Origin of the sequence: Prescottella equi (assembly GCF_002094305.1) — a bacterium.
In the GTDB taxonomy this organism is placed as follows: domain Bacteria; phylum Actinomycetota; class Actinomycetes; order Mycobacteriales; family Mycobacteriaceae; genus Prescottella; species Prescottella equi.
The window spans coordinates 580,681-601,943 of sequence record NZ_LWTX01000001.1 but is presented as its reverse complement, the minus strand read 5'-3'; the positions used below and the strand labels follow the sequence as shown (position 1 = coordinate 601,943).

Genomic DNA, 21,263 nt, shown 5'->3' with positions numbered 1-21,263 from the left:
TTCGCGGGACGAAATCCCGGAAGCAATTTTGTGCGTGTTACACTTCACGACGACTGATGGGAATGCTTCGACGATTCTGTGCACAATACGCGCGGACTCCTGATCCGGAACTCGTCGATCCTCGCGCACGACCTGCGAATACCGCACCTCGTGCGCATCCGTACGCCCGTCGGCGCAGGCAACTCCCGCGCCGACGGGCGTCGTGTGCCGCCTCGGCCCCGTCGGTCCACGAGCCGCGTCGAGGGACATGACCCGCTCGGACCGAACAGATTTCGCACTCCCGGAGTCGCGAACACGGCTGCGCAGCGGCACCGGCACCGCCCCGTGCGCAGCGCCACCGCGCGGCCCACGGCACCCCTCGCCGGCGCCGGCTCGCGTCGGAATTTCGCGACCCGTTTTTGTGCGAATAAATGTCAAGGAGGTAACGAATGGACGTTCCCGAACTCGTCCAATTCAGTGCCGTGGCAATTGTCCTGCTGCTGCTGTTCTTCTACGGAGGAACATTTCTCATATCCCTTCGCATCGGCAGGAAGAACGAGAACGCCGACAACTTCATGACCGCCGGAAACCACGTCGGTTTCGGCATCTCCGCCGCCAGCATGACGGCCACCTGGATCTGGGCGTCGTCGATGTACGCGTCGGCGACCTCCGGATACACCTACGGGATCTCCGGCCCCATCCACTACGGGCTGTGGGGCGCACTGATGATCCTGTTCATCTATCCCTTCGGCCGGCGGATCCGGACGCTGGCGCCGCGGGCGCACACGCTCGCCGAGATCATGTACGCGCGCCACGGTCGGTCCAGCCAGCTCATGCTGGCCGGCTCCAACGTCGTCGGCAGCCTCATCAGCCTGATGTCCAACTTCATCGCGGGCGGCGTGCTGATCTCGTTGCTGTCGCCACTCAACTTCATCCAGGGCGTGCTCGTCATCGCGGGCGGCGTGCTGCTGTACACCCTGTGGTCCGGATTCCGCGCGTCCGTGCTGACCGATGTGATCCAGTTGCTGGGAATGCTCGGCGCCGTCGTCGTACTGATCCCGATCGTGTTCTTCGCCGCCGGGTTCCCGGCCGCGTTCGAGACGGGCGCGGCGAATCTGACTCCCGCCCAGGGCAATTTCTTCTCCAGCGAAGCCTTCTTCAACCAGGGGGCGCCGTACATCGCCGCGGTACTCGCGTACGCGATCGGCAATCAGACGATCGCGCAACGGTTGTTCGCGGTCCGCGAGGACCTCATCAAACCGACGTTCGTCACGGCCGCCGTCGGTTACGGCTCGACCGTGATCGGGATCGGCATGTTCGGCGTGCTCGCGCTCTATCTCGGCATCGAACCGCTGGACGGCGATGTCAACAACCTCATCCCGCAGATGGCCGGCACCTACCTGCCCGCGATTCTCGTCGCTCTGTTCTTCCTGCTCGTCCTCGGCGCGTTGTCCTCGACCGCCGATTCGGACCTGGCGGCGCTGTCGTCCATCGTGATGACCGACGGCTACGGCCACACGGTCGCCGGCAGGTCGAAAGCCGATCCGCGCCGAATGCTGCTGATCGGCCGCGCGACCATGATCGTCGCGACCGCTCTGGCCGTCGCGTTCGCCAGCATGAGGCTGAACATTCTGGATCTGCTGGTGTTCGTCGGCGCACTCTGGGGCGCACTCGTCTTCCCCGTCATCGCCAGCTTCTACTGGAACAAGGTCTCCAACAAGGCGTTCACGGTGGCGACGATCTCCGCCGTCGCGACCTTCCTGCCGGTGCGGTTCGGCTGGCTTCCCACGGACGGCGCATCCGGGTTCCTCATCGACGTCGCTTCGGTCGTCGGCGTGGGTGTGGTCGCGGGATTGATGGCGTTCGGCTTCTTCGGACTCCGAATCGCCAAGATCGTCGGCATCGTCGCCGTCGTCGTCACCGCGCCCTTCGGCATCGGATTCCTCCACGACTACGCGACACTCAGCGGCTCACTCGTCGCCTACGCCGTGAGCACGGTCGTCTGTTTCTCGATGTCGGTGCGCAATCCCGACACTTTCGACTTCGCGACGATCGAGCAACGAGTGGGCGACTTCGATCGGCCCACCGGCGCAGACGACGACCGCCCGACGCGGGACGAGACGCCGGCACGCAACTGACCACCGCGTCTCATCCGATCCACTCGATTCGCCCCAGGAGGCTTTTCGTGAATGCTGCAGTGCTGACCGTGTACGTCCTGATCTGGCCGGTTCTGGTGGCCGCGACACTGTTCGTCATCACGCGCGGTGTGATCCGCGAGTGGGTGGCAGCCCGCCGGACGGGTCGAGACCTCGTCTGACGACTCTTCCCGGAGAACGGGTGTCCCGGAGCGTTCCGGGACACCCGTTCTGTTTATACGCCCGATTGCATATTCACCTCGTTGCATAGAGAATGGGCGTGTGGCACTCGAACACGCGATCCTCGTGTCCCTCAGCGAGCAGTCCGGCTCGGGGTACGAACTCGCGCGCCGGTTCGACAGATCGATCGGCTTCTTCTGGAGTGCCACCCACCAGCAGATCTACCGCGTACTCAAGCGGATGGACGACGCAGGATGGGTCACGGGCGAAGCGATCGCACAGGACGGCCGCCCCGACAAGAAGGTGTACCGCGTCTCGACCGCCGGACGGGCCGAACTTGCCCGCTGGATCGCCGAGCCCACCGAACCGGGACACCTGCGCAACGAACTCGCCGTGAAGATCCGCGGCGCCTCGTACGGGGACTCTGGTTCGTTGCTCGCCGAGGTGCGCCGGCACCGCGACGAGCACGCCGCGCGCCTGGACCTGTACCACCGCATCGCCGACCACGACTTCCCCGAGTCCCGCCCCCGCAGCGGCCGCGCCTTGCACCAGTTCCTCGTCCTGCGCGGCGGCATCCGCGTCGAGCAGGGCTTCGTCGACTGGTGCGACGAGGTGCTCGCCGCCCTCGGGTCCGAAGCGGACTCGGAACAGCCCTGACCCGACCGAAAGGCCCGGCATGACTTCCCCGTTCCCGCATCTGCTCGCACCCCTCGACCTCGGATTCACGACGTTGAGGAACCGCGTCGTCATGGGTTCGATGCACACCGGACTCGAGGACCGCGCGAAGAACACCGCGCGTCTGGCCGAGTTCTACGCCGAACGCGCCCGCGGCGGCGTCGGCCTCATCGTCACCGGCGGCTACGCCCCCAACCGGACCGGGTGGCTGCTGCCGTTCGGCGCCAAGCTCACCAACCGGTTCGAGGCCCGCAGGCATCGCACGATCACCCGAGCCGTGCACGATGCGGGCGGCAAGATCGCGCTGCAGATCCTGCACGCGGGCCGATACAGCTACCAGCCTTTCAGTGTCAGCGCGTCGTCGATCAAGGCGCCCATCAATCCCTTTCGGCCGCGCCGACTGACGAGCCGCGGCGTGCGGTGGCAGATCCGCAACTTCGTACGCTGCGCCCGCCTGGCCCGCTCGGCCGGGTACGACGGAGTCGAGATCATGGGCGGCGAGGGCTACTTCGTCAACCAGTTCCTGTGCGAACGGACCAACAAACGCACCGACGAGTGGGGCGGTACACCGCAGAACCGCCGCCGGATGGCCGTCGAGATCGTGCGCCGCACTCGCGCGGCGGTGGGGCCGAACTTCGTGATCCTCTTCCGGCTGTCGATGGCGGATCTGGTCGAGGGCGGTCAGAGCTGGGACGAAATCGTCGCGCTCGCACAGGAAGTCGAGGCCGCGGGCGCGACCGTCATCAACACCGACATCGGCTGGCACGAGTCCCGGGTGCCGACCATCGTGACGTCGGTGCCACGGGCCGCGTTCGTGGACGTCACCGAGAAGCTTGCCAAGCACGTGTCGATTCCGGTGGTGGCGTCGAACCGGATCAACATGCCCGAGATCGCGGAGGACATCCTCACGCGCGGTGAGGTGCAACTGATCTCGATGGCTCGGCCCATGCTGGCGGACCCGCAGTGGGTACGCAAGGCCGAAGCGGGCGCGCCCGACGAGATCAACACGTGCATCGCGTGCAACCAGGCGTGCCTCGACCACGCGTTCGTCAACAAGCACGTCTCGTGCCTGCTCAATCCACGAGCCGGCCGGGAGACCGAGCTGACGCTGCTGCCGACACGGCGCAAGAAGAACCTCGCCGTCGTCGGCGCCGGACCCGCCGGGTCGTCCGCGGCGCTCAACCTGGCCCAGCGTGGGCACGCCGTCACGCTGTTCGAGGCGCGCGACGAGATCGGTGGCCAGTTCGGGATCGCGCAGAAGATCCCCGGCAAGGAGGAGTTCGCCGAGACCATCCGGTACTTCCGGCGTCAGCTCGATCTCGCGGGCGTCGACGTGCGCCTCGGCACCCGCGTCGACGCGGTGGACCTGATCGACGCCGGCTACGACGAGGTGGTGATCGCGACCGGCGTCACCCCGCGCGTGCCCGCCATCCCGGGCATCGACCACCCGAAGGTGCTCTCGTACGCCGAGGCGGTCCGCGACGGCAGGCCCGTCGGCCGGTCCGTCGCGGTGATCGGTGCGGGTGGCATCGGCGTCGATGTGAGCGAATTCCTCACCCACGCGCACTCCCCCACGCTCGACGTCGCGGAGTGGAAGCGTGAGTGGGGGGTGACCGACCCCGAATCGGCGCCCGGCGCACTCACCGTCCCGCAGCCGTCGCCGTCGCCCCGTGAGGTGTTCCTACTGCAACGCAAACCCGGCCGTATCGGCGCCGGACTCGCGAAGACCACCGGTTGGGTGCACCGCGCCGCGTTGAAGGCCAAGGGAGTGCAAGAACTTTCCGGCGTCAACTACGAACGCATCGACGACGCGGGCCTGCACATCACCTTCGGCGAGAAGCACGAGAATCCACGCACACTCGAGGTGGACACCGTGGTGGTCTGCGCGGGTCAGGAGTCGGTGCGCGACCTGGTCGACGAGTTGACCGTGGCCGGCGTCACGACGCACGTCATCGGTGGCGCCGACGTCGCCGCCGAACTCGACGCCAAACGCGCAATCGAACAGGGCACGCGTCTCGCGGCGCGGATCTGAGCGCGTGACCACCGCCTTCCCGACGACCCGCTACGCTGCACTGTCGTGAGCCTGCCGAATCCCACCCCTGACGCCCGCGCGGTCGTGACCGGCGCCTCCTCCGGCATCGGCGAGGCCCTCGCCGCCGAACTGGCCGCGCGCGGGCACTCGCTGATTCTGGTCGCCCGCCGCGGCGACATCATGGAGAAGCTCGCCGCCGAGTTGCGCGAGAAGCACGGCGTGGAGGTCGAGGTCCGCGCCGTCGACCTGTCCGACCGCGACGGTCGGGCCCCGCTCGTCGCCGAACTGGCCGAGCGGGAGATCTCGATCCTGTGCAACAACGCGGGCATCGCGACGTTCGGTCCGGTCGTCGACCTGGATCCGAGCTACGAGCGCGACCAGGTCGAGCTCAACGCCGTCGCCGTGCACGACCTGACGCTCGCCGTTCTGCCGGGCATGGTCGCCCGCAAGTCCGGTGCGATCCTCATGGTGGGCTCCGCCGCCGGAAACATGCCGATCCCGAACAACGCCACCTACGCGGCGACGAAGGCGTTCGTGAACACGTTCTCCGAGTCGCTACGCGGCGAACTGAAGGGCAGCGGCGTCAACGTCACCCTCCTCGCGCCCGGCCCGGTGCGCACCGAGACTCCGGACCCGGCCGAGGCGTCGATCGTCGACAAGCTGGTACCCGACTTCCTGTGGATCTCCAGCGAGTACGTCGCGAAGGTGTCGCTGGACGCGCTCGCGGAGAACAAGATGCGCATCGTGCCCGGCATCCTCAGCAAGGGCATGTCGGTCGCGGGGCAGTACAGCCCGCGCGCCGCGATCGCACCCATCGTCGGCACGTTCTACAAGAAGCTGGGCGGCTGACCGCGGCGTCAACCGCGCGTCAGGGCTGCCGCGGCCCCCGTCAAGTCCCCGTCAAGAACCGACCACCGAGCAGGGCGTCGGCGTAGTCCTGAAGGTGAACCCGCTCCGACCGGAACGCGGGCGCCCCCCAGGAGACGCCGGTGACCCTGCTCGACATATTTCCCTCGCTCCGCGCCGCGATGGCCCCGCGTCTCGATCCGGCACTGTGGCCGGTCACCACTGATCACGACGAGCGCGGCCGGATCCGGGTGGGCGGCGTCGCGCTCGACGACATCGCCGACCAGTACGGCACGCCGACGTACGTGCTCGACGAGGACGACGTCCGGCACCGGTGCCGCGCCTACCGAACCGCCTTCCCCGAGTCCGAGATCGCCTATGCCGCCAAGGCACTGACGACCCGCGCCGTCGCCGACTGGGTGACGAGCGAGGGCCTGTCCCTCGACGTCTGCTCCGAGGGCGAACTCGCGATCGCGCGGTCCGCAGGGGTGGATCCCAGCCGGATCATCCTGCACGGCAACGCCAAGACGGCGACGGAACTTCGCACCGCGGTGGGCGTCGGGGTCGGGCGGATCGTCGTCGACTCGCACACCGAGATCCGACTGCTGGCCTCCCTCGCCCGACGCCGGCAGAGGGTGCTCGTCCGTGCGACTCCGGACATCGACATCCACGGCCACCCGGCGGTCACGACCGGCGTCGACGACCAGAAGTTCGGGTTCCCGATCAACGGCGGTCACCTCGACGCCGCAGTCCGCCTCGTGCTCGAGCAACCGTCTCTCGAACTCGTCGGACTGCACTGTCACCTCGGTTCCCAGATCACCGACGTCGAACTCTTCGCATCGGCCGTCGAGCGGATGATCGGCCGGATGGAGCAGATCCGACGCGATCACGGGGTGATCCTCACCAACCTGAACCTCGGTGGCGGGCACGCCGTCCCGTATCTCCCGGGCGATCCGCAGATCGATCTCACCCGCCTGGCGGGAGTCCTCGACGACGCGCTCGACGAGGCGTGCGCCCGCAATCGGTTCCCACGACCGGACATCACCCTCGAGCCCGGACGCGGAATCGTCGCACGCGCCGGCGTCACGCTGTACCGCGTGGTGTCGATCAAGACCGGTTCGGGTGGAAGGACATTCGTCGCGGTCGACGGCGGTATGAGCGACAACCCCCGGGTGGCGCTGTACGGCGCCCACTACGACGTCGCGGTCGCCAACCGGCATCCGACCGGCGCTCACATGCCTGTGACGGTCGTCGGACGGCATTGCGAGGCCGGGGACGTACTCGCCCGCGACGTGTCCCTGCCGTGCGATCTGCATCCCGGGGACGTCCTGGCGGTGCCGTGCACCGGCGCCTACCACCACTGCCTCGCGTCGACCTACAACAGCGTCGGGAGACCGCCGATGGTGGCAGTCCGCGGGGGCTGCGCGCGCGAACTGATCCGCCGGGAGACGGCCGCGGATCTGCTGTCGCGCGACGTCGGACTGTAACCCGGTTCCAGTGAGTGAGACCGGTCACACGGAAACAGACCGTCCGGGCAGATAGTGATGCGCACCACAACATTGCGATCCAGCCAGGAGGAACCCCGTGAAGACCCGCGCCGCCGTCATCACCGAAGCGCCCGGCACCTACAAGGTGGTCGAACTCGAACTCGAGGGCCCCCGCCAGAACGAGCTCACCGTCAAGATGGTCGCGTCGGGCCTGTGCCACTCCGACGATCACATCGCCAAGGGCGACCACGGCGTGGGCCGCTACCCGATCTGCGGCGGCCACGAGGGCGCCGGCATCGTCGTCGAGGTCGGACCGCACACCGTCGGCTGGGAGGTGGGCGACCACGTCATCTTCTCGTTCCTCGCCGGCTGCGGCCGCTGCCGCTGGTGCGCCAAGGGCCTGCAGAACCTCTGCGACCGCGGCGCCGCGATCATGACCGGCGGCCGCCCCGACGACCCGAACAGCTACCGGCTGACGCTCGACGGCGCACCCGTCGCGCAGACCTGCGGACTCGGCACGTTCAGCGAATACACCACGGTCAGCATCGATTCCGCCGTCAAGGTCGACAAGGATCTCCCCCTCGAGACCCTGTGCCTGCTGGGCTGCGGCGTCGGCACCGGCTGGGGCGCCGCCGTGAACTCGGCCGAGGTCTACCCCGGGCACACGGTCATCGTCATGGGCATCGGCGGCATCGGCATCAACGCCGTCCAGGGCGCGGCGCACGCGGGGGCGTCACACATCATCGCGGTCGATCCGGTCGAGTTCAAGCGCAATGCGGCTCTCGAGTTCGGTGCCACCCACGCTGTGGCCACGATGGAGGAGGCCACCGAGATCGCGCGCTCGTTCACCAACGGGCAGGGCGCGGACGCGGCCATCGTCACGGTCGGTGTCACCACCGGTGAGCATGTCGCGCAGGCCTTCTCGTCGATCCGCAAGGCCGGCACGTGCGTCGTCACCGGTCTCGGCAAGATGGAGGACGTCGGGCTGCCGATCAGCCTGCTCGAGCTGACGCTGTACCAGAAGCGCATCCAGGGGTCGCTGTTCGGCGCCTCCGCCCCGAGCGCGGACATCCCGTGGATGGTCGAGATGTACAAGGCCGGCAAGCTCGAACTCGACAAGCTCGTCACCACCACCTACAAGCTCGACGACATCGCCCAGGGCTTCATCGACATGCACGAAGGCAAGAACATTCGCGGCGTCGTGCTGTTCGACTGATCGCGTTCGGTACCGGGCGTCACCGCCGTCGGCGGCGCCCGGTACCGAAGATGCTCCGCGAGATCTCTCGTCCCGCCGCCGACGCGGCCGACCGCAGGAAACTCTTCACGGCAGCATTACCGAGGATCTGCTCGGTCACACTCGGTTCGTCCGGCGCCGGCGGCAGGTCGGGAAGGTCCGGCACCGGCGGCACGTCCAGCGCCGGGTCTGCGTTCGGCGCCCCGGCCACCTTGGCGCTCAGGAGTTCGTACGCCGATTCCCGGTCGACCGTCTGCCCGTACTTCGGCTGCAGTGTGCTCGCCGCAACCGCGGAGCGGATGCCGTCGTCGCCGATCGTGCCCATGAGAGAGCGCGGTGGCCGCATCCGGGTCCACGCCACCGGCGTCGGTGCACCCCGCTCCGACAGCACCGTCACGATCGCCTCGCCCGTGCCCAGCGATGTCAGCGCCTTCGCGAGGTCGTAGTGCGCGGTCGTCGGATACGTGCGCACCGTCTTCGTGAGCGCCTTCTGATCGTCCGGGGTGAAGGCGCGCAGCGCGTGCTGCACCCGGGCCCCGAGCTGCGACAGGACGGCATTGGGCACGTCCGTCGGCAACTGCGTACAGAAGAACACGCCGACGCCCTTGGAACGGATCAACTTCACGGTCTGCTCCACCTGCGCCAGGAACGCCTTCGACGCGTCCGCGAACAGCAGGTGGGCCTCGTCGAAGATGAAGACGAGCTTGGGCTTGTCGAGATCCCCGGCCTCGGGCAGCGTCTGGAACAGGTCCGCCAGCACCCACATCAGGAACGTCGAGAACATCACCGGTCGTGCTGCCTGGGCGCCGAGCTCGAACAGCGTGACGATCCCGCGGCCGTCGTCGGCGAGGCGGAGCAGATCCTCCGTCTCGAATTCGGGCTCACCGAAGAACGTGTCACCGCCGTCCGCCTCGAGGTTCACGAGCGACCGCAGGATCACCCCCGCGGTGGCCGCCGACACTCCTCCGATGCCCTTCAGGTCGGCCTTGCCCTCGTCGGACGTCAGGTGCGCGATCACCGCCCGCAGATCCTTCAGGTCCAGCAGCGCCAGCCCGCGGGTGTCCGCCCAGTGGAAGATGAGCCCGAGGGTCGACTCCTGCGTCGCGTTGAGTCCGAGCACCTTGGCGAGCAGGATCGGCCCGAAGCTCGTGATCGTCGCGCGCACCGGAATGCCGCTCCCCTCCGTGCCGAGGGAGAGGAACTCCACCGGGTAGCGCTCGGGAGACCAGTCCGCGTCGCCCGTCTCGCGGGCGCGCGTCACTATGGCGTCGTTCGAGGCCCCCGCGACGGACAGCCCGGACAGGTCGCCCTTCACATCGGCCATGACGACGGGAACCCCGGCGGCCGAGAGCTGTTCGGCGATGCCCTGGAGTGTCTTGGTTTTGCCGGTGCCCGTCGCCCCCGCCACGAGTCCGTGACGGTTGAGGGTGGCGAGCGGAATGCGCACGCGCGCGGACGGATCCACGACGTCGTCGACGACGATCGCTCCCAGTTCCACGGCCGCCCCGTCGGACGCGTAGCCGGACGCGATCTCGGCAGCGGCGGCGGCGATTCGGCCGTTCCCCGCGGGCGACTGCGCGCCGTCGGCACTCGGATCAACCGTCATGGACGTCCTCCTCGAGCAGAAAGCGTGCGGGAAGTTCTCCACCGTGGACAATATCCCGACGGTCCCTGACTACTGTGTTTCTCGTGCAAGACAAATTGGTATGGATCGATTGCGAAATGACGGGGCTTCGGCTCGGTTCGGACAAGCTCATCGAGATCGCGGCCCTCGTGACCGACAGCGACCTCAACATCCTGGGCGAAGGCGTGGACATCGTGATCCACGCCGACGACGAGGCGCTGGCGGACATGCCGGACGTCGTGACCCAGATGCACGCGAAGTCGGGACTGACGGAAGAGGTGCGCGCGTCGACGGTGACGCTCGCCGAGGCCGAACAGATGGTGCTGGCGTACATCCGCGAGCACGTACCCGTCGCCGGCACGGTGCCGCTGGCCGGTAACTCGATCGCGACCGATCGCGGTTTCATCGCCCGCGACATGCCCGAACTCGACTCCCACCTGCACTACCGCATGATCGACGTCAGCTCCATCAAGGAACTGTGCCGGCGCTGGTACCCCCGGATCTACTTCGGTCAGCCGGAGAAGGGCCTGTCGCACCGCGCGCTGGCGGACATCAAGGAGTCGATCCGCGAACTGCAGTACTACCGCCGCACGGCGTTCGTCGCCGATCCGGGTCCGTCGACCACCGAGATCGCCGCCGTGGTGGAGGCCCTGGGCCCCGCCTGACCTGCCGATTGGCACTTTCCTCGATCGACAGGCTAGTATTCATCTCGCTGCAGCAACCGGCCCCGCCGGAAGTTACAGCGATGGTGACTGTAGTTCAGTTGGTAGAGCACCAGGTTGTGATCCTGGCTGTCGCGGGTTCGAGTCCCGTCAGTCACCCCGAAGAAAAGCCCCGGCATCCGCCGGGGCTTTTCTCGTTCCCGCGCCGCCCCCGGGACTCTGTGTCGCTCTGTGTCGGACCCCGACCCGCGCTCGTGCCGCGCGACAGCCGCCTCTACCCCACTCCTGCGTTTTGCGCACTTGTCGCGCGTGCGGGACCCCGCATCGCGCGACAAGTGCGCAAAACGCGAGGTAGAACAAGAAACGTGACCTATTTCACCGTTCGTTACCGGACAGTAGGAACAAATGCGTCTGACCAGGAAAAACTGACAAGTCCCACTCAGTGAGACCTGTTCTTAACCGTATGTTCATCCGTTCTCTACTGTGACGCGCAGCATCTTCGATGCACGGCAGTGACTTTCCTCACTGACGCAGCCCGACAGCATCAACAACAGGAGAAAACATGCCTACCTTCGGTTCCTCGACCCCCGAGATCCGCAACTACTTCGGCATCGGCGCCGGCCTCGTCAGCGGCATCGGTGGCGTCATCGGCCTGCTCGCCCTGCTGGGCGTCATCTGATCCCGTCCTGACGGATCAGAACCGCAAACTACGAAAGTGGCCGGCACCATCTGGTGCCGGCCACTTTCGTGTCGCCGGAGCGACGGGGCGCGCATCGACTCGTCGCACCCCTCCCGATCGAACGGCGTGGGACTAGTCGAACAGCGTGGGCGACTCACCGTCGCTGTCGGCCGATTCGGCCGCCGGGGCGGCGGGACCGGGCTGCGCCTTGCGCACCACGGTCAGCGAAGTCGTCCGACGCGACAGCCGGTGGCCGTCGGCGTGTTCGAGGAGTGCCATGCCGTGTCGGACCTCGAGGACGGTCCACGGGCCCGCATGTCCCGCCGCCTGCACCAGGTCCCCGACTCCCACCGATTCCACGTTCAGCTCCCGTTCCTTCGGACGATTCGGTCACACCCAGATTAATCGGCGGTCATGCGTTGCCGGCGCGCCAGGTCTCCCAGGGGATGTTCCAGTCGCCCAGGCCGTCGGTGCCCGACAAGGTCCCCCCGACGGTGTTCTCGACGATCACGATGTCGCCGCGCTTGGTGTTGTCGTAGATCCACTTCGCGTTCGACGGGCTCAGGTTGAGGCACCCGTGGCTGGTGTTGGTGTTTCCCTGCTCGCTGAGAGACCAGGGTGCGGAGTGGAAGAAGATGCCGCTGTAGGACATTCGCGTGGCCCAGTCGACGGGCGTGCGGTAGCCGTCCGCCGAGTTCACCGGGACGCCGTAGGTGGACGAATCCATCACCAGGTGGTCGAAGCGATCTCCGATGATGTAGACGCCGTTGTCGGTGGGGGTGCTGTTCTTGCCCATCGACGTCGGCATCGTCTTGACGTCCTTACCGGCCACGTTCACCGTCACCTGCTTGGTGTCGTCGTCCGCGGTGATGACGACCGCATCCCCGATGGTGAACGAGGAGTGGACGTCCTCCTGCCCGAACATCCCCTTGCCGAGCTCGCGGCCGTAGACCTTGACGTCCACGGTCACCTTGGTTCCCGGCGCCCAGTAGTTCTGTGGACGCCAGCGGACCTCCCGGTTGTTGAGCCAGTAGAACGCGCCTTCGACAGGCGGCACCGTGACGATCTCGATCGCCGCCTCCGCCGCCTTGCGGTCCGGGATGTTCTCGTCGAACTGGACCGCGACCGGCTGCCCGATGCCGACGACGCTGCCGTCACCGGGCATCACGTACGGCTTGGTGAGGTTGCCCGGCGCACTCGTGGTGAAGGTGAGCGTCGTCGACGTCGAGCCGCCGAGCCCGTAGGCGTCGGCCCGCAACGTGTACTTGCGGTTGTAACCGAGCGGCTCGGTGTTGGTCCAGGACAACCCGTCCGGGGCGACCACGCCCTCGACGGCGCGTCCCTCTGGGTTGCGCAGCTCCACGTCGACCAGGCGACCGTCGGCGACGCGCACCGCTACCGGGTCACCGGGCGAGTAACCCACGGCCCCGTCGGTGACCGTCGTGGTGACGACCGGCTTGATCAACGACAGGAGCGGATTCGAGTCGATGGGCGCGTCCGACGACGTCGACGCCCCGGCCGGCCCGGTCGAGATGGTGCAGCCGGTGACGAGCATCACCGCCCCGAGCGCTGCGGCCACCGCCGCAACCACGACCGGAACCTTCGAACGTCCGACTAGCCCGCCGCGCCGACTCTCGACCCCGCGACCGATCTTCATGAAAACCCCACTTCACAACCACAACAACCACGACACACCCGCCTGGCGTGCCCCGCCCCGGCGCCGGAACCCGACCGGTCCGTCGCTCGCGCACCTGCATGATGCCAGTCCGACGACGCGCCCTCCGACGACGTGCCGGACAGTCGAGTAACGGTCGAATACCAATCGCTACCTGCGCCGCAGTGGTTACAGAGGGACTGATTTGCTTTCGTCGGAAGCGGTCCGTTAATGTTCTCCTCGCACCGAGCGGGGACACCCCGCCGAGGCAAAATGCGCCGCTAGCTCAACTGGCAGAGCAAGTGACTCTTAATCACTGGGTTCGGGGTTCGAGTCCCTGGCGGCGCACGCTGGATCGTCCACTGGACGTTCGAGCAGAGCTAGCGCCTATAGCTCAGTTGGTAGAGCAAGTGACTCTTAATCACTGGGTCCGGGGTTCGAGTCCCTGTGGGCGCACCGAGAAGGCCCCCGCACATCGTGCGGGGGCCTTCTTCGTGTCTCGGGAATCCGCCGCCCGCCGAACGACGAACGGGACATCAGGTACGCACCGTGACGCGGATGCGTGCCCCGACGTCCCGTTCGGAGATCGAGTGCGGATCGATCAGCGGAAGATCTTGCGCAGCACGAGCAGTCCGACGACGGCACCGGCACCGATGAGCGCCGCCTTGACAGCGGGCTCGTTCAGCTTCGCGAGCACCGTGTGCTTGGTGGTCTCGACCAGCCGCTTCGGATTCGTGCGGACGGCCAGCACGTCGAGTGTCTGCGCGAGCTGATTGCGGGCGTTCTCGATGTCCCGCTCGATGGCCTCGGTGTCCCTGGGCACGTGTCCTCCAACTGGTTCGAATGATGCGGCTGTGATGCTGCTGTGCCGGTCACGCTACCGGCCCGGCTCGACACAACCGTAGAACAGAAGAGCCGACGCGGCGCAGACCGCACCCGTCAGGCCCCTTCGGTAGCCTCACTCGCTGTGACCGACAACAGGCTTGCCCCCGGAGACATCGCTCCCGAGTTCACCCTGCCCGACGCCGACGGCAACGAGGTGTCCCTCGCCGACTACCGCGGCCGCAAGGTGATCGTGTACTTCTACCCGGCCGCCAGCACGCCGGGCTGCACCAAGCAGGCGTGCGACTTCCGCGACAGCCTCGACGAGCTCAACGGCGCCGGCCTCGACGTCGTCGGTATCTCTCCCGACAAGCCGGCCAAGCTCGCGAAGTTCCGGGACAACGAGGGCCTGACCTTCCCGCTGCTGTCGGACCCGGAGAAGACGACACTCACCGCGTGGGGCGCGTTCGGCGAGAAGAAGATGTACGGCAAGGTCGTCCAGGGCGTCATCCGCTCGACGTTCCTCGTCGACGAGGACGGCAAGATCGAGGTCGCACAGTACAACGTGCGCGCCACCGGTCATGTCGCCAAGCTGCGCCGCGACCTGTCCGTCTAGGCCCGCTCCGTTCACTCCCCCCGTTCGCCGAGGCCCAGCAGGAACAGGGCCTCGGCGACGGCGAGGTTCTCGATCTCCGACGGGTCGACGCTCTCGTTGGGCGCGTGGATGAGGGCCTGCGGCTCCTCCACTCCCATGAGCACTATCTCGGCGCCCGGGAACTGTTCGGCGAGCACGTTGCACAACGGGATGGTCCCGCCCTGCCCGGCCACGGCGAGCGGATGGCCGTACGCGGTCTCCAGTGCCGCCTGCAGCGCCGCGTAGCCCGGGCCCGACGTCTGCGCCTGGAACGGGGCACCGACGACCTCGCGCTCGACCCGCACGTGCGCGCCCCACGGGGCCGCGCCTTCCAGGTGGGCGACGAGCGCGTCCTGGGCCCGCTGAGGATCCATGCCGGGCGGCACCCGCAGGTTCAGGCGCGCCGATGCGCGCGGTTGGATGGCCGCCGCCGACCCGATCACGGGCGGGGCGTCGATGCCGAGGATGGTCAGCGCGGGCCGTGCCCAGACGGCGTCGGCGACCGATCCCGATCCGGTCAGCCGCACCCCGTCGAGCACGCCGGCGTCCTTGCGGAACTGCTGTTCCGGATACTGCGCCCCGTCCCAGTCCTGCGCGGTGTCGAGTCCGTCGACGACGGTGTTGCCGCCGTGGTCACGCAGCGTCGACAGCATCTGCACGAGCGCCGCGAGCGCGTCCGGCGCGGAGCCGCCGTACATTCCCGAGTGCAGTTCCCCTTCCAGGGTCTCCACGTGAACCACGACGTTCGCGATCCCCCGCAGACTCGTGGTGACCGTCGGCTGCCCCACGGCGACGTTGCCGGTGTCGGCGATCACGACGACGTCGGCGGCGAACAGGTCGGGACGGTCCTGCACCAGTTGCTCGAGACCACCGGTGCCGGTTTCCTCCGAACCCTCCGACACGATCCGGATTCCGACCGGGAAGGTGTCCGCGACCGACGACAGCGCGCGCAGCGCCAGCAGGTGCATGACGACGTTGCCCTTGCAGTCCGCCGCGCCGCGCCCGTACCAGCGCCCGCCCCGCTCGGTGAGCTCGAACGGCGGTGAATGCCAGAGTGCCTCGTCGCCGGCGGGCTGGATGTCGTAGTGGCTGTACAGCAGGACGGTAGGGGCGCCGTCCGGGCCCGGATGGTGCCCGACGACGGCCTTCGATCCGTCGGACGTCTCCACAAGCTCCACGTGCTCGATGCCGACCGACCGGAAGGCGTCGGCGACCCATTTCGCCGCCCCGGTGCACTGCTCCGGCGGCGCCTGGCGCGGATCGGCGATGGAACGGAATCCGACGAGCGTCGCGAGTTCGTCGCGCGCGGTCGGCATGAGCTGCCTCACCCGGGTCCGGATCTCGTCCGACTTCTCCACCACCACCGCACCTCCAGGACTCTCGACGTGACGCTCCGAGCCTACGAGCCCGGACGGACGCGCGTGAGCATCCGCGCGTTCCGCTAGGCCAGGGCGTCGGACGGCAGCCATTCGGCCCCGAACAGTTCCGCGATCGCCCCGAGGGTGCTCAGGTCGCCGTCGACGGACGCGGCAGCCACCAGCAGCCGCTGCACCATCGTCGTGGCGGCCCGTTCCTCGACGGTGCCCTCGCTGTAGAGCAGGAACCACGGGCACACCTGGTGGTCGCGGTGTGCGCGGCCGACCGTCTGCCGGGCAGCGATGCCGGAGTACCGCGGCTGATGGAACAGGCCGATCCGCGGCGTCGCGGTTGCGGACGTGCCGTCCGAGAGCTGTTCGTTCGCGTGGAGGCTGATCGCGGTGGTGGTCGTGAACACGCAGACCGGCGCCAGTCCGCGTTGGAACCGCAACCGCTGCTCCTCCGCGTCGGTGCGACCTCCGAAGATCCGTGCCACCGGGACACCGCGGGCCTCGAGTGCTTCCGCGATCGGTGCGGCCGCGGTCGACACCATCTCCGCGGCGATCACCACCTGATAGCCCCGTGCCACGTACGCCGCGGCGAGATCGACGGTGTGCGGGACCCGGATCATTCCGGCCTTCTGCCGGAACCTGAGCAGCGCAGCGAGACCCCGTGCGGTATCCGATCCGGTACGGGCCACGCCCATCTCACGTCGGAACTCGCCCCACTCGAGGTCGTACTGCTGTTGCTCCGTGGGTGTGAGCTCGACGCCGAGCCCGTCGATCGGTGCCGGCCCCCACGGAGAGTTGCGGTGCAGCATCAGGGGTGGATCGTGCGCGGTGAGCCAGCCGCGTACGACGGCGACGGCCTCGGCCTGCAACGCCACCCGCTCCAGGGCCTCCGGTGACCACTGCCAGGAACCGAATCTGCGGGCCAGCGGGAGCCCGGCGCGGGCGAGCCTCGCGCCGAGGTCGTCCCACTCCGCCGGGTCCTCGCCGTGGATCTGCGCGAACAGCGACGACAGGTATCGCCACTCGCCCGGGTGGTGTCCCGGAGTCGCCGTGACCGCGATGAGGAACGGCGCCCTGTCCGGCGGAGCGAGCATCTTCGTGATGCGGCGCATGTAGTCGGTGCGCTGGGACGTGTGCCGAAAGTTCTGCGCCTCGTCCGCGATGACGACGTCGAAAGCGAACTTGGGCCGGCCGTTGGCGGCGATCAGCTTCTTCAACTGGTCGGGAGAGCAGATCAGCCAGCGGTAGCCGCCGTCACCGACCGCAGCGATCGTCGAACGCCACGACGGGATCGTGATCGCCGTCGGTCGGTCGACGATCACCAGCACGTTCGTGCCGCCGCGCTGCGCGAGTACCTCCTTGGCGCCGAGGACCGCCGAGATCGTCTTGCCCATGCCGACGTCGTCGAACAGAGCCATGCCGCGCATCCCGTGCCGTGCGGCGTCGGCGATCGCGCTGCCGGCCGCGAGCTGCTCCGGGCGCGGAGTCTTGGCAGCTGCCGTCGCCGAAGGCCCCCGCGTCCCGGCGAAGTCGTCCGCGAGCCACTGTTGGTAGCTGTAGGGCTTCGCGGCGAACGGCGCGAGCGACGCCGGCAGGTCACGACCGACGAACACGTGGCAACGGAGCTTCTTGTTCCAGGTGGCGCCCGCCGCGCTGACGCGGTGCGGGACGTCGAGCATCCACACCCGCTCCCCCGCCGCGGGTACGGGGAGAGCCGGGGCGGAAGCGGCCTTGCGCGCGGTCTTCTTCGCCGGACGTCGGCGAACGGTGCGGCCGGCCACGTCAGGAATCCGAGTTCGCGTCGTCGCCGGCGGCACCGGACTCGTAGCGCGAGACGATACGTTCGACCCCGTCGAGGAGGAGGCCCAGCGCGAACCGGAAGTCGGAGTCCTCCCAGTCCACGTCGTCCGCGGCGAAGGCAGCGCCGTCGAGGGCCGCGGTGAGCGCGGGAAACCGGGTCGGATCGATCAGCCGCGGCAGGATGGCCGCGTAGTTGTCCGACTCGGCGTTCACGACGAGATCGGCGGTGAATCGCGCCCGTCCGATGACATGGACCGAGACGTTCAGCGCGACCTGCACCTTGAGCGCCTCGGGTAGCCGCGTCGACGCGAGACAGCGGAGGGCGGCCTCGAGCCAGGCGATGTTGTTGGGCCCCAGCGGCGCCCCGTCGATCGGCAGGCGCAGCCACCAGCGGTGGCGCATCAGGGCGTCGTACTCGGCGCGCGCCCAGGTCTCGAGTCCGGCCCGCCAGGACACGTTCGCCGGGATGTCCGGTGGGGCTCCGATCACCCGGTCGGCAATCAGCTCGAGTAGCTCGTCCTTGCTCTCGACGTACCGGTACAGCGACATCGTGGTGAAGCCCAGGCGTTTGGCGACCCGCGCCATCGACAGCGCCGCGACACCCTCCTCGTCCGCGAGTTCGATGGCGGCATCGAGGATCTCGTCGAGAGACAGACCCCGTTTGGGGCCGCGCCGACCGGACTCGTCCAATCCCCACGCCAGTTCCACGAATCGAGGCAGCGCCGCCTCCCCTGTGGTCTCCATCCGCGTCGTGCTCCTGCCTGTCACCCCGGTCGCTCTTGCGCTCATCCTAAAACTGCGTATGGTCTAAGCAGTTGTATATGTCATACACAGTTATGGGGAGGAGTGTTCGGATGAACCCACAATCTCTCGACCACGCCGTCGCGGTGACCGGGCTGCGCAAGGCTTTCGGCGAGCGAACGGTGCTGGGCGGAGTCGATCTGCACGTGCCCACAGGGTCGGTGTTCGCGCTGTTGGGAGCCAACGGCGCCGGCAAGACGACCACCGTCCGCGTGCTGTCGACGCTGCTGCCGTTCGACGCAGGACAGGTCCGGGTGGCCGGGCACACACTCCCGTCGCAGGCCCGCGCGGTCCGCGCCGACATCAGCGTCACCGGCCAGTACGCCTCGGTCGACAAGCTCTCGACCGGACGCGAGAACCTCGCCCTGATGGGCGAACTCCATCACCTCGGTCGCCGCGGAGCTCGGGCCCGCGCCGACGAACTGCTGCACCGGTTCGACCTCGTCGACGCCGCCGACCGCCGCGCCGACACGTACTCCGGAGGCATGCGGCGGCGCCTCGACCTCGCGATGAGCCTGGTCGCCCGGCCCAAGGTCCTGTTCCTCGACGAGCCGACGACGGGGCTGGACCCGCGCAGCCGCCGGGACATGTGGGACATGGTCCGGGAGCTGGTGCGCGAGGGCACCACGATCCTGCTCACCACCCAGTACCTCGACGAGGCGGACGCCCTGGCCGACCGCATCGCAGTGCTCGACGGAGGCCGAATCGTGGCGGAGGGGTCGGCGGACGAACTGAAGCGGCTCGTCCCCGGCGGTCATGTCGAACTGCGGCTCCAGGACGGCACACAGGCCGCGGCGGCCGCCGCCGCACTGCCCGAGGCGGTCGTCGACGCCGAGACGGCGACACTCACGATCCCCACCGACGGCAGCATCGGCTCCCTCGGGCGGATCCTCGCCCGCCTCGACGACCGGACGCTGTCCGTCGAACGATTCGCCCTGCACACGCCCGATCTGGACGACGTGTTCTTCGCCCTCACCGGCTCCGAGAAGAAGGAAGCTGTCCGATGACGACGCCCCTCGACGCGCGGCACGACGGCCGGACCGTGATCGCGGATTCGTGGGCTATGTTGCGGCGCAATCTCACCCACCTCACGCGCAGCCCGGACACGATGATCACCGCGCTCGCGCTCCCCGTCATGCTGATGCTGCTGTTCGTGTACGTCTTCGGCGGCGCCATCGACACCGGCAGCGCGTACATCGACTACGTGGTGCCCGGAATCATCCTGCTGTGCGCCGCATTCGGTTCGGCGACGACGGCGGTGAGTGTGTCGGCCGACATGACCGACGGCATCATCGACCGCTTCCGCACGCTCCCGATCGCGCGTTCGGCGGTGCTCAACGGCCACGTGCTCGCCAGCGTCACCCGCAATCTCGTCACCAGCGCCCTCGTCGTGGCGGTGGCCCTGCTGATGGGGTTCCGGCCCACCGCGAATCCCGTGCGCTGGCTGGGCGTGGTCGGTGTTCTGGCGCTGTTCGTGTTCGCGCTGTCGTACCTGGCGACCGCACTCGGCCTGCTCGCGAAGAATCCCGAGGCGGCCAACGGTTTCACCTTCGCCATCCTGTTCCTCCCGTACGTCAGCAGTGCGTTCGTACCGGCGGAAACCATGCCGACGTGGCTGCGGTGGTTCGCGGAGAATCAGCCGGTCACGCCGATCATCGAGACCGTGCGCGGGCTACTGATGCAGACCCCGGTCGGCAACAGCGCATGGCTCGCCGTCGGGTGGTGCGTCGCGATCGCCGCGGTGGGGTACGCGGCCGCCACGACGCTGTACCGCAGGCGCACCGCCCGGTAGGCGGTACCGGAGGAAACACCAGAAGCGGGAACCTCGTCGAATCCGAACGAAAAGACAGATAACCTGTGCTCGTGGAGTCCACTACCAGCCGCCGTCCCCCTCGCCGGGTGGACCCCGCGCTGGAGGTCCAGAGCGACCCCCAGGAACTGATGCCGCGGAAGCGTCCCACCCAGGAACGCAGCCGTCGCAAGTTCGACGCATTGCTCAACGCGTCCCGCGAGTTGCTCGTCGACGTCGGGTTCGAGTCGTTCACGTGCGAGGAGGTCGCGGCGCGCGCCGACGTCCCCATCGGCACCCTCTACCAGTTCTTCGCGAACAAGTACGTGATCGTGTGCGAACTCAACCGGCAGGACCTGGTGGGTGTGCAGCAGGAACTCGAGGCGTTCGGTGGCGAGGTTCCGTCGCTCGACTGGCTGCGGTTCCTCAACACGTTCGTCGACCACATGGCCGGACTGTGGACGTCGGATCCGTCCCGCCGCGAGGTGTGGCTCGCGATGCAGTCGACGCCGTCCACCCGCGCGACGGGTGTGATCCACGAGAAGCAGTTCGCCGAGCGGGTCACGCGCATGCTCGCGCCTCTCACTCCCCACACGCCCCGCGAGCGCCGCACGATGATGGCCGAGGTCCTCGTCCACGTCGTGTACTCGATGCTCAATTTCTCGGTACAGGACGGGCAGAGCCACGCCGACGCGGTCGCCGAACTCAAGCGCCTGATGGTCGCGTATCTGCTTGTGGCCGAGAAGGAATCCCGCTCCAAGTAGCCGGGTACCGCGCCGCACGCGTGGCCGGTACCCGCTGCCCCCTTGTAAACGAAGAACGAGGCCGGCCGACGGATTGTGTCCGTCGACCGGCCTCGTATT

The 21,263-nt window shown here is 68.0% G+C and carries 19 protein-coding genes and 3 tRNA genes; 15 read left to right on the top strand and 7 right to left on the bottom strand.

What is annotated here, in order from left to right:
• The first annotated feature begins 428 nt into the window (after positions 1-428).
• The 7 genes from A6I89_RS02940 (at position 429) to A6I89_RS02915 (ending at position 8,550) form a co-directional block, all read left to right on the top strand.
• Positions 429-2,117, top strand: a complete 1,689-nt coding sequence (locus tag A6I89_RS02940) for a sodium:solute symporter family protein (protein ID WP_013416555.1) — start codon at positions 429-431, stop codon at positions 2,115-2,117.
• A gap of 47 nt (positions 2,118-2,164) precedes the next feature.
• Complete coding sequence (locus A6I89_RS24770) at positions 2,165-2,296, top strand: putative transporter small subunit (protein WP_037084035.1); 132 nt, start codon at positions 2,165-2,167, stop codon at positions 2,294-2,296.
• Between the two features lie 100 nt (positions 2,297-2,396).
• A complete protein-coding gene (locus tag A6I89_RS02935) occupies positions 2,397-2,951 on the top strand; it encodes a PadR family transcriptional regulator (protein ID WP_022596829.1) in 555 nt (184 codons plus the stop codon).
• A 19-nt stretch (positions 2,952-2,970) separates the two neighbouring features.
• Complete coding sequence (locus tag A6I89_RS02930; protein ID WP_022596830.1) at positions 2,971-5,001, top strand: NADPH-dependent 2,4-dienoyl-CoA reductase; 2,031 nt, start codon at positions 2,971-2,973, stop codon at positions 4,999-5,001.
• A gap of 45 nt (positions 5,002-5,046) precedes the next feature.
• A complete protein-coding gene (gene cmrA / locus A6I89_RS02925; RefSeq protein WP_005512138.1) occupies positions 5,047-5,850 on the top strand; it encodes a mycolate reductase in 804 nt (267 codons plus the stop codon).
• 140 nt (positions 5,851-5,990) lie between these two features.
• Positions 5,991-7,334 (top strand): diaminopimelate decarboxylase, encoded by a 1,344-nt coding sequence (gene lysA / locus A6I89_RS02920; protein WP_022596832.1) that lies wholly within the window; start codon positions 5,991-5,993, stop codon positions 7,332-7,334.
• A gap of 97 nt (positions 7,335-7,431) precedes the next feature.
• Complete coding sequence (locus A6I89_RS02915; protein WP_005512136.1) at positions 7,432-8,550, top strand: NDMA-dependent alcohol dehydrogenase; 1,119 nt, start codon at positions 7,432-7,434, stop codon at positions 8,548-8,550.
• 19 nt (positions 8,551-8,569) lie between these two features.
• Here A6I89_RS02915 and A6I89_RS02910 read toward each other — a convergent pair whose 3' ends face one another.
• Positions 8,570-10,174 (bottom strand): helicase HerA-like domain-containing protein, encoded by a 1,605-nt coding sequence (locus tag A6I89_RS02910; RefSeq protein ID WP_022596834.1) that lies wholly within the window; start codon positions 10,172-10,174, stop codon positions 8,570-8,572.
• Positions 10,175-10,257: 83 nt separating this feature from the next.
• Here A6I89_RS02910 and orn point away from each other — a divergent pair, with 83 nt between their 5' ends.
• Positions 10,258-10,857 carry an oligoribonuclease gene (orn, locus tag A6I89_RS02905; protein ID WP_013416560.1) on the top strand — a complete coding sequence of 200 codons (600 nt, stop codon included), beginning with the start codon at positions 10,258-10,260 and terminating at the stop codon, positions 10,855-10,857.
• Between the two features lie 83 nt (positions 10,858-10,940).
• Positions 10,941-11,013: transfer RNA gene (locus A6I89_RS02900), tRNA-His, on the top strand.
• Between the two features lie 652 nt (positions 11,014-11,665).
• Here the strand turns inward: A6I89_RS02900 and A6I89_RS02895 are convergent.
• Positions 11,666-11,893 (bottom strand): hypothetical protein, encoded by a 228-nt coding sequence (locus A6I89_RS02895; RefSeq protein WP_005512131.1) that lies wholly within the window; start codon positions 11,891-11,893, stop codon positions 11,666-11,668.
• Between the two features lie 52 nt (positions 11,894-11,945).
• Positions 11,946-13,190, bottom strand: a complete 1,245-nt coding sequence (locus A6I89_RS02890; RefSeq protein ID WP_022596836.1) for a L,D-transpeptidase — start codon at positions 13,188-13,190, stop codon at positions 11,946-11,948.
• 272 nt (positions 13,191-13,462) lie between these two features.
• On the opposite strand from A6I89_RS02890, the gene A6I89_RS02885 reads away from it, so the two are divergent.
• Both A6I89_RS02885 and A6I89_RS02880 read left to right on the top strand, forming a co-directional pair.
• Positions 13,463-13,535 (top strand) — tRNA-Lys (locus A6I89_RS02885).
• Between the two features lie 35 nt (positions 13,536-13,570).
• A tRNA-Lys gene (locus A6I89_RS02880) sits at positions 13,571-13,643 on the top strand.
• Positions 13,644-13,788: 145 nt separating this feature from the next.
• Here A6I89_RS02880 and A6I89_RS02875 read toward each other — a convergent pair.
• Positions 13,789-14,010 (bottom strand): DUF3618 domain-containing protein, encoded by a 222-nt coding sequence (locus A6I89_RS02875; RefSeq protein WP_013416562.1) that lies wholly within the window; start codon positions 14,008-14,010, stop codon positions 13,789-13,791.
• 144 nt (positions 14,011-14,154) lie between these two features.
• Here A6I89_RS02875 and bcp point away from each other — a divergent pair, with 144 nt between their 5' ends.
• Positions 14,155-14,625: a thioredoxin-dependent thiol peroxidase gene (bcp, locus tag A6I89_RS02870; RefSeq protein WP_022596838.1), complete on the top strand. Its 471-nt coding sequence runs from the start codon at positions 14,155-14,157 to the stop codon at positions 14,623-14,625.
• 11 nt (positions 14,626-14,636) lie between these two features.
• Here bcp and A6I89_RS02865 read toward each other — a convergent pair whose 3' ends face one another.
• The 3 genes from A6I89_RS02865 to A6I89_RS02855 all read right to left on the bottom strand — a co-directional run bounded on the left by A6I89_RS02865 (position 14,637) and on the right by A6I89_RS02855 (position 18,554).
• Positions 14,637-16,007 (bottom strand): dipeptidase, encoded by a 1,371-nt coding sequence (locus tag A6I89_RS02865; RefSeq protein WP_013416564.1) that lies wholly within the window; start codon positions 16,005-16,007, stop codon positions 14,637-14,639.
• 77 nt (positions 16,008-16,084) lie between these two features.
• Positions 16,085-17,791, bottom strand: a complete 1,707-nt coding sequence (locus A6I89_RS02860; RefSeq protein WP_022596839.1) for a DEAD/DEAH box helicase — start codon at positions 17,789-17,791, stop codon at positions 16,085-16,087.
• 1 nt (position 17,792) lies between these two features.
• Positions 17,793-18,554, bottom strand: coding sequence for a TetR/AcrR family transcriptional regulator (locus tag A6I89_RS02855; RefSeq protein WP_005512123.1), 762 nt, complete (start codon positions 18,552-18,554; stop codon positions 17,793-17,795).
• A 110-nt stretch (positions 18,555-18,664) separates the two neighbouring features.
• Between A6I89_RS02855 and A6I89_RS02850 the strand changes: the two genes are divergently transcribed.
• From A6I89_RS02850 to A6I89_RS02840, 3 genes are all read left to right on the top strand, one after another.
• Positions 18,665-19,618: a daunorubicin resistance protein DrrA family ABC transporter ATP-binding protein gene (locus A6I89_RS02850; protein ID WP_022596840.1), complete on the top strand. Its 954-nt coding sequence runs from the start codon at positions 18,665-18,667 to the stop codon at positions 19,616-19,618.
• On the top strand, positions 19,615-20,403 hold the full coding sequence (locus A6I89_RS02845; RefSeq protein WP_022596841.1) for an ABC transporter permease: 789 nt from the start codon (positions 19,615-19,617) through the stop codon (positions 20,401-20,403). The genes A6I89_RS02850 and A6I89_RS02845 overlap by 4 nt, the downstream gene beginning before the upstream one ends.
• Before the next feature lie 107 nt (positions 20,404-20,510).
• Positions 20,511-21,164, top strand: coding sequence for a TetR/AcrR family transcriptional regulator (locus A6I89_RS02840; protein ID WP_013416568.1), 654 nt, complete (start codon positions 20,511-20,513; stop codon positions 21,162-21,164).
• Positions 21,165-21,263 lie beyond the last annotated feature (99 nt).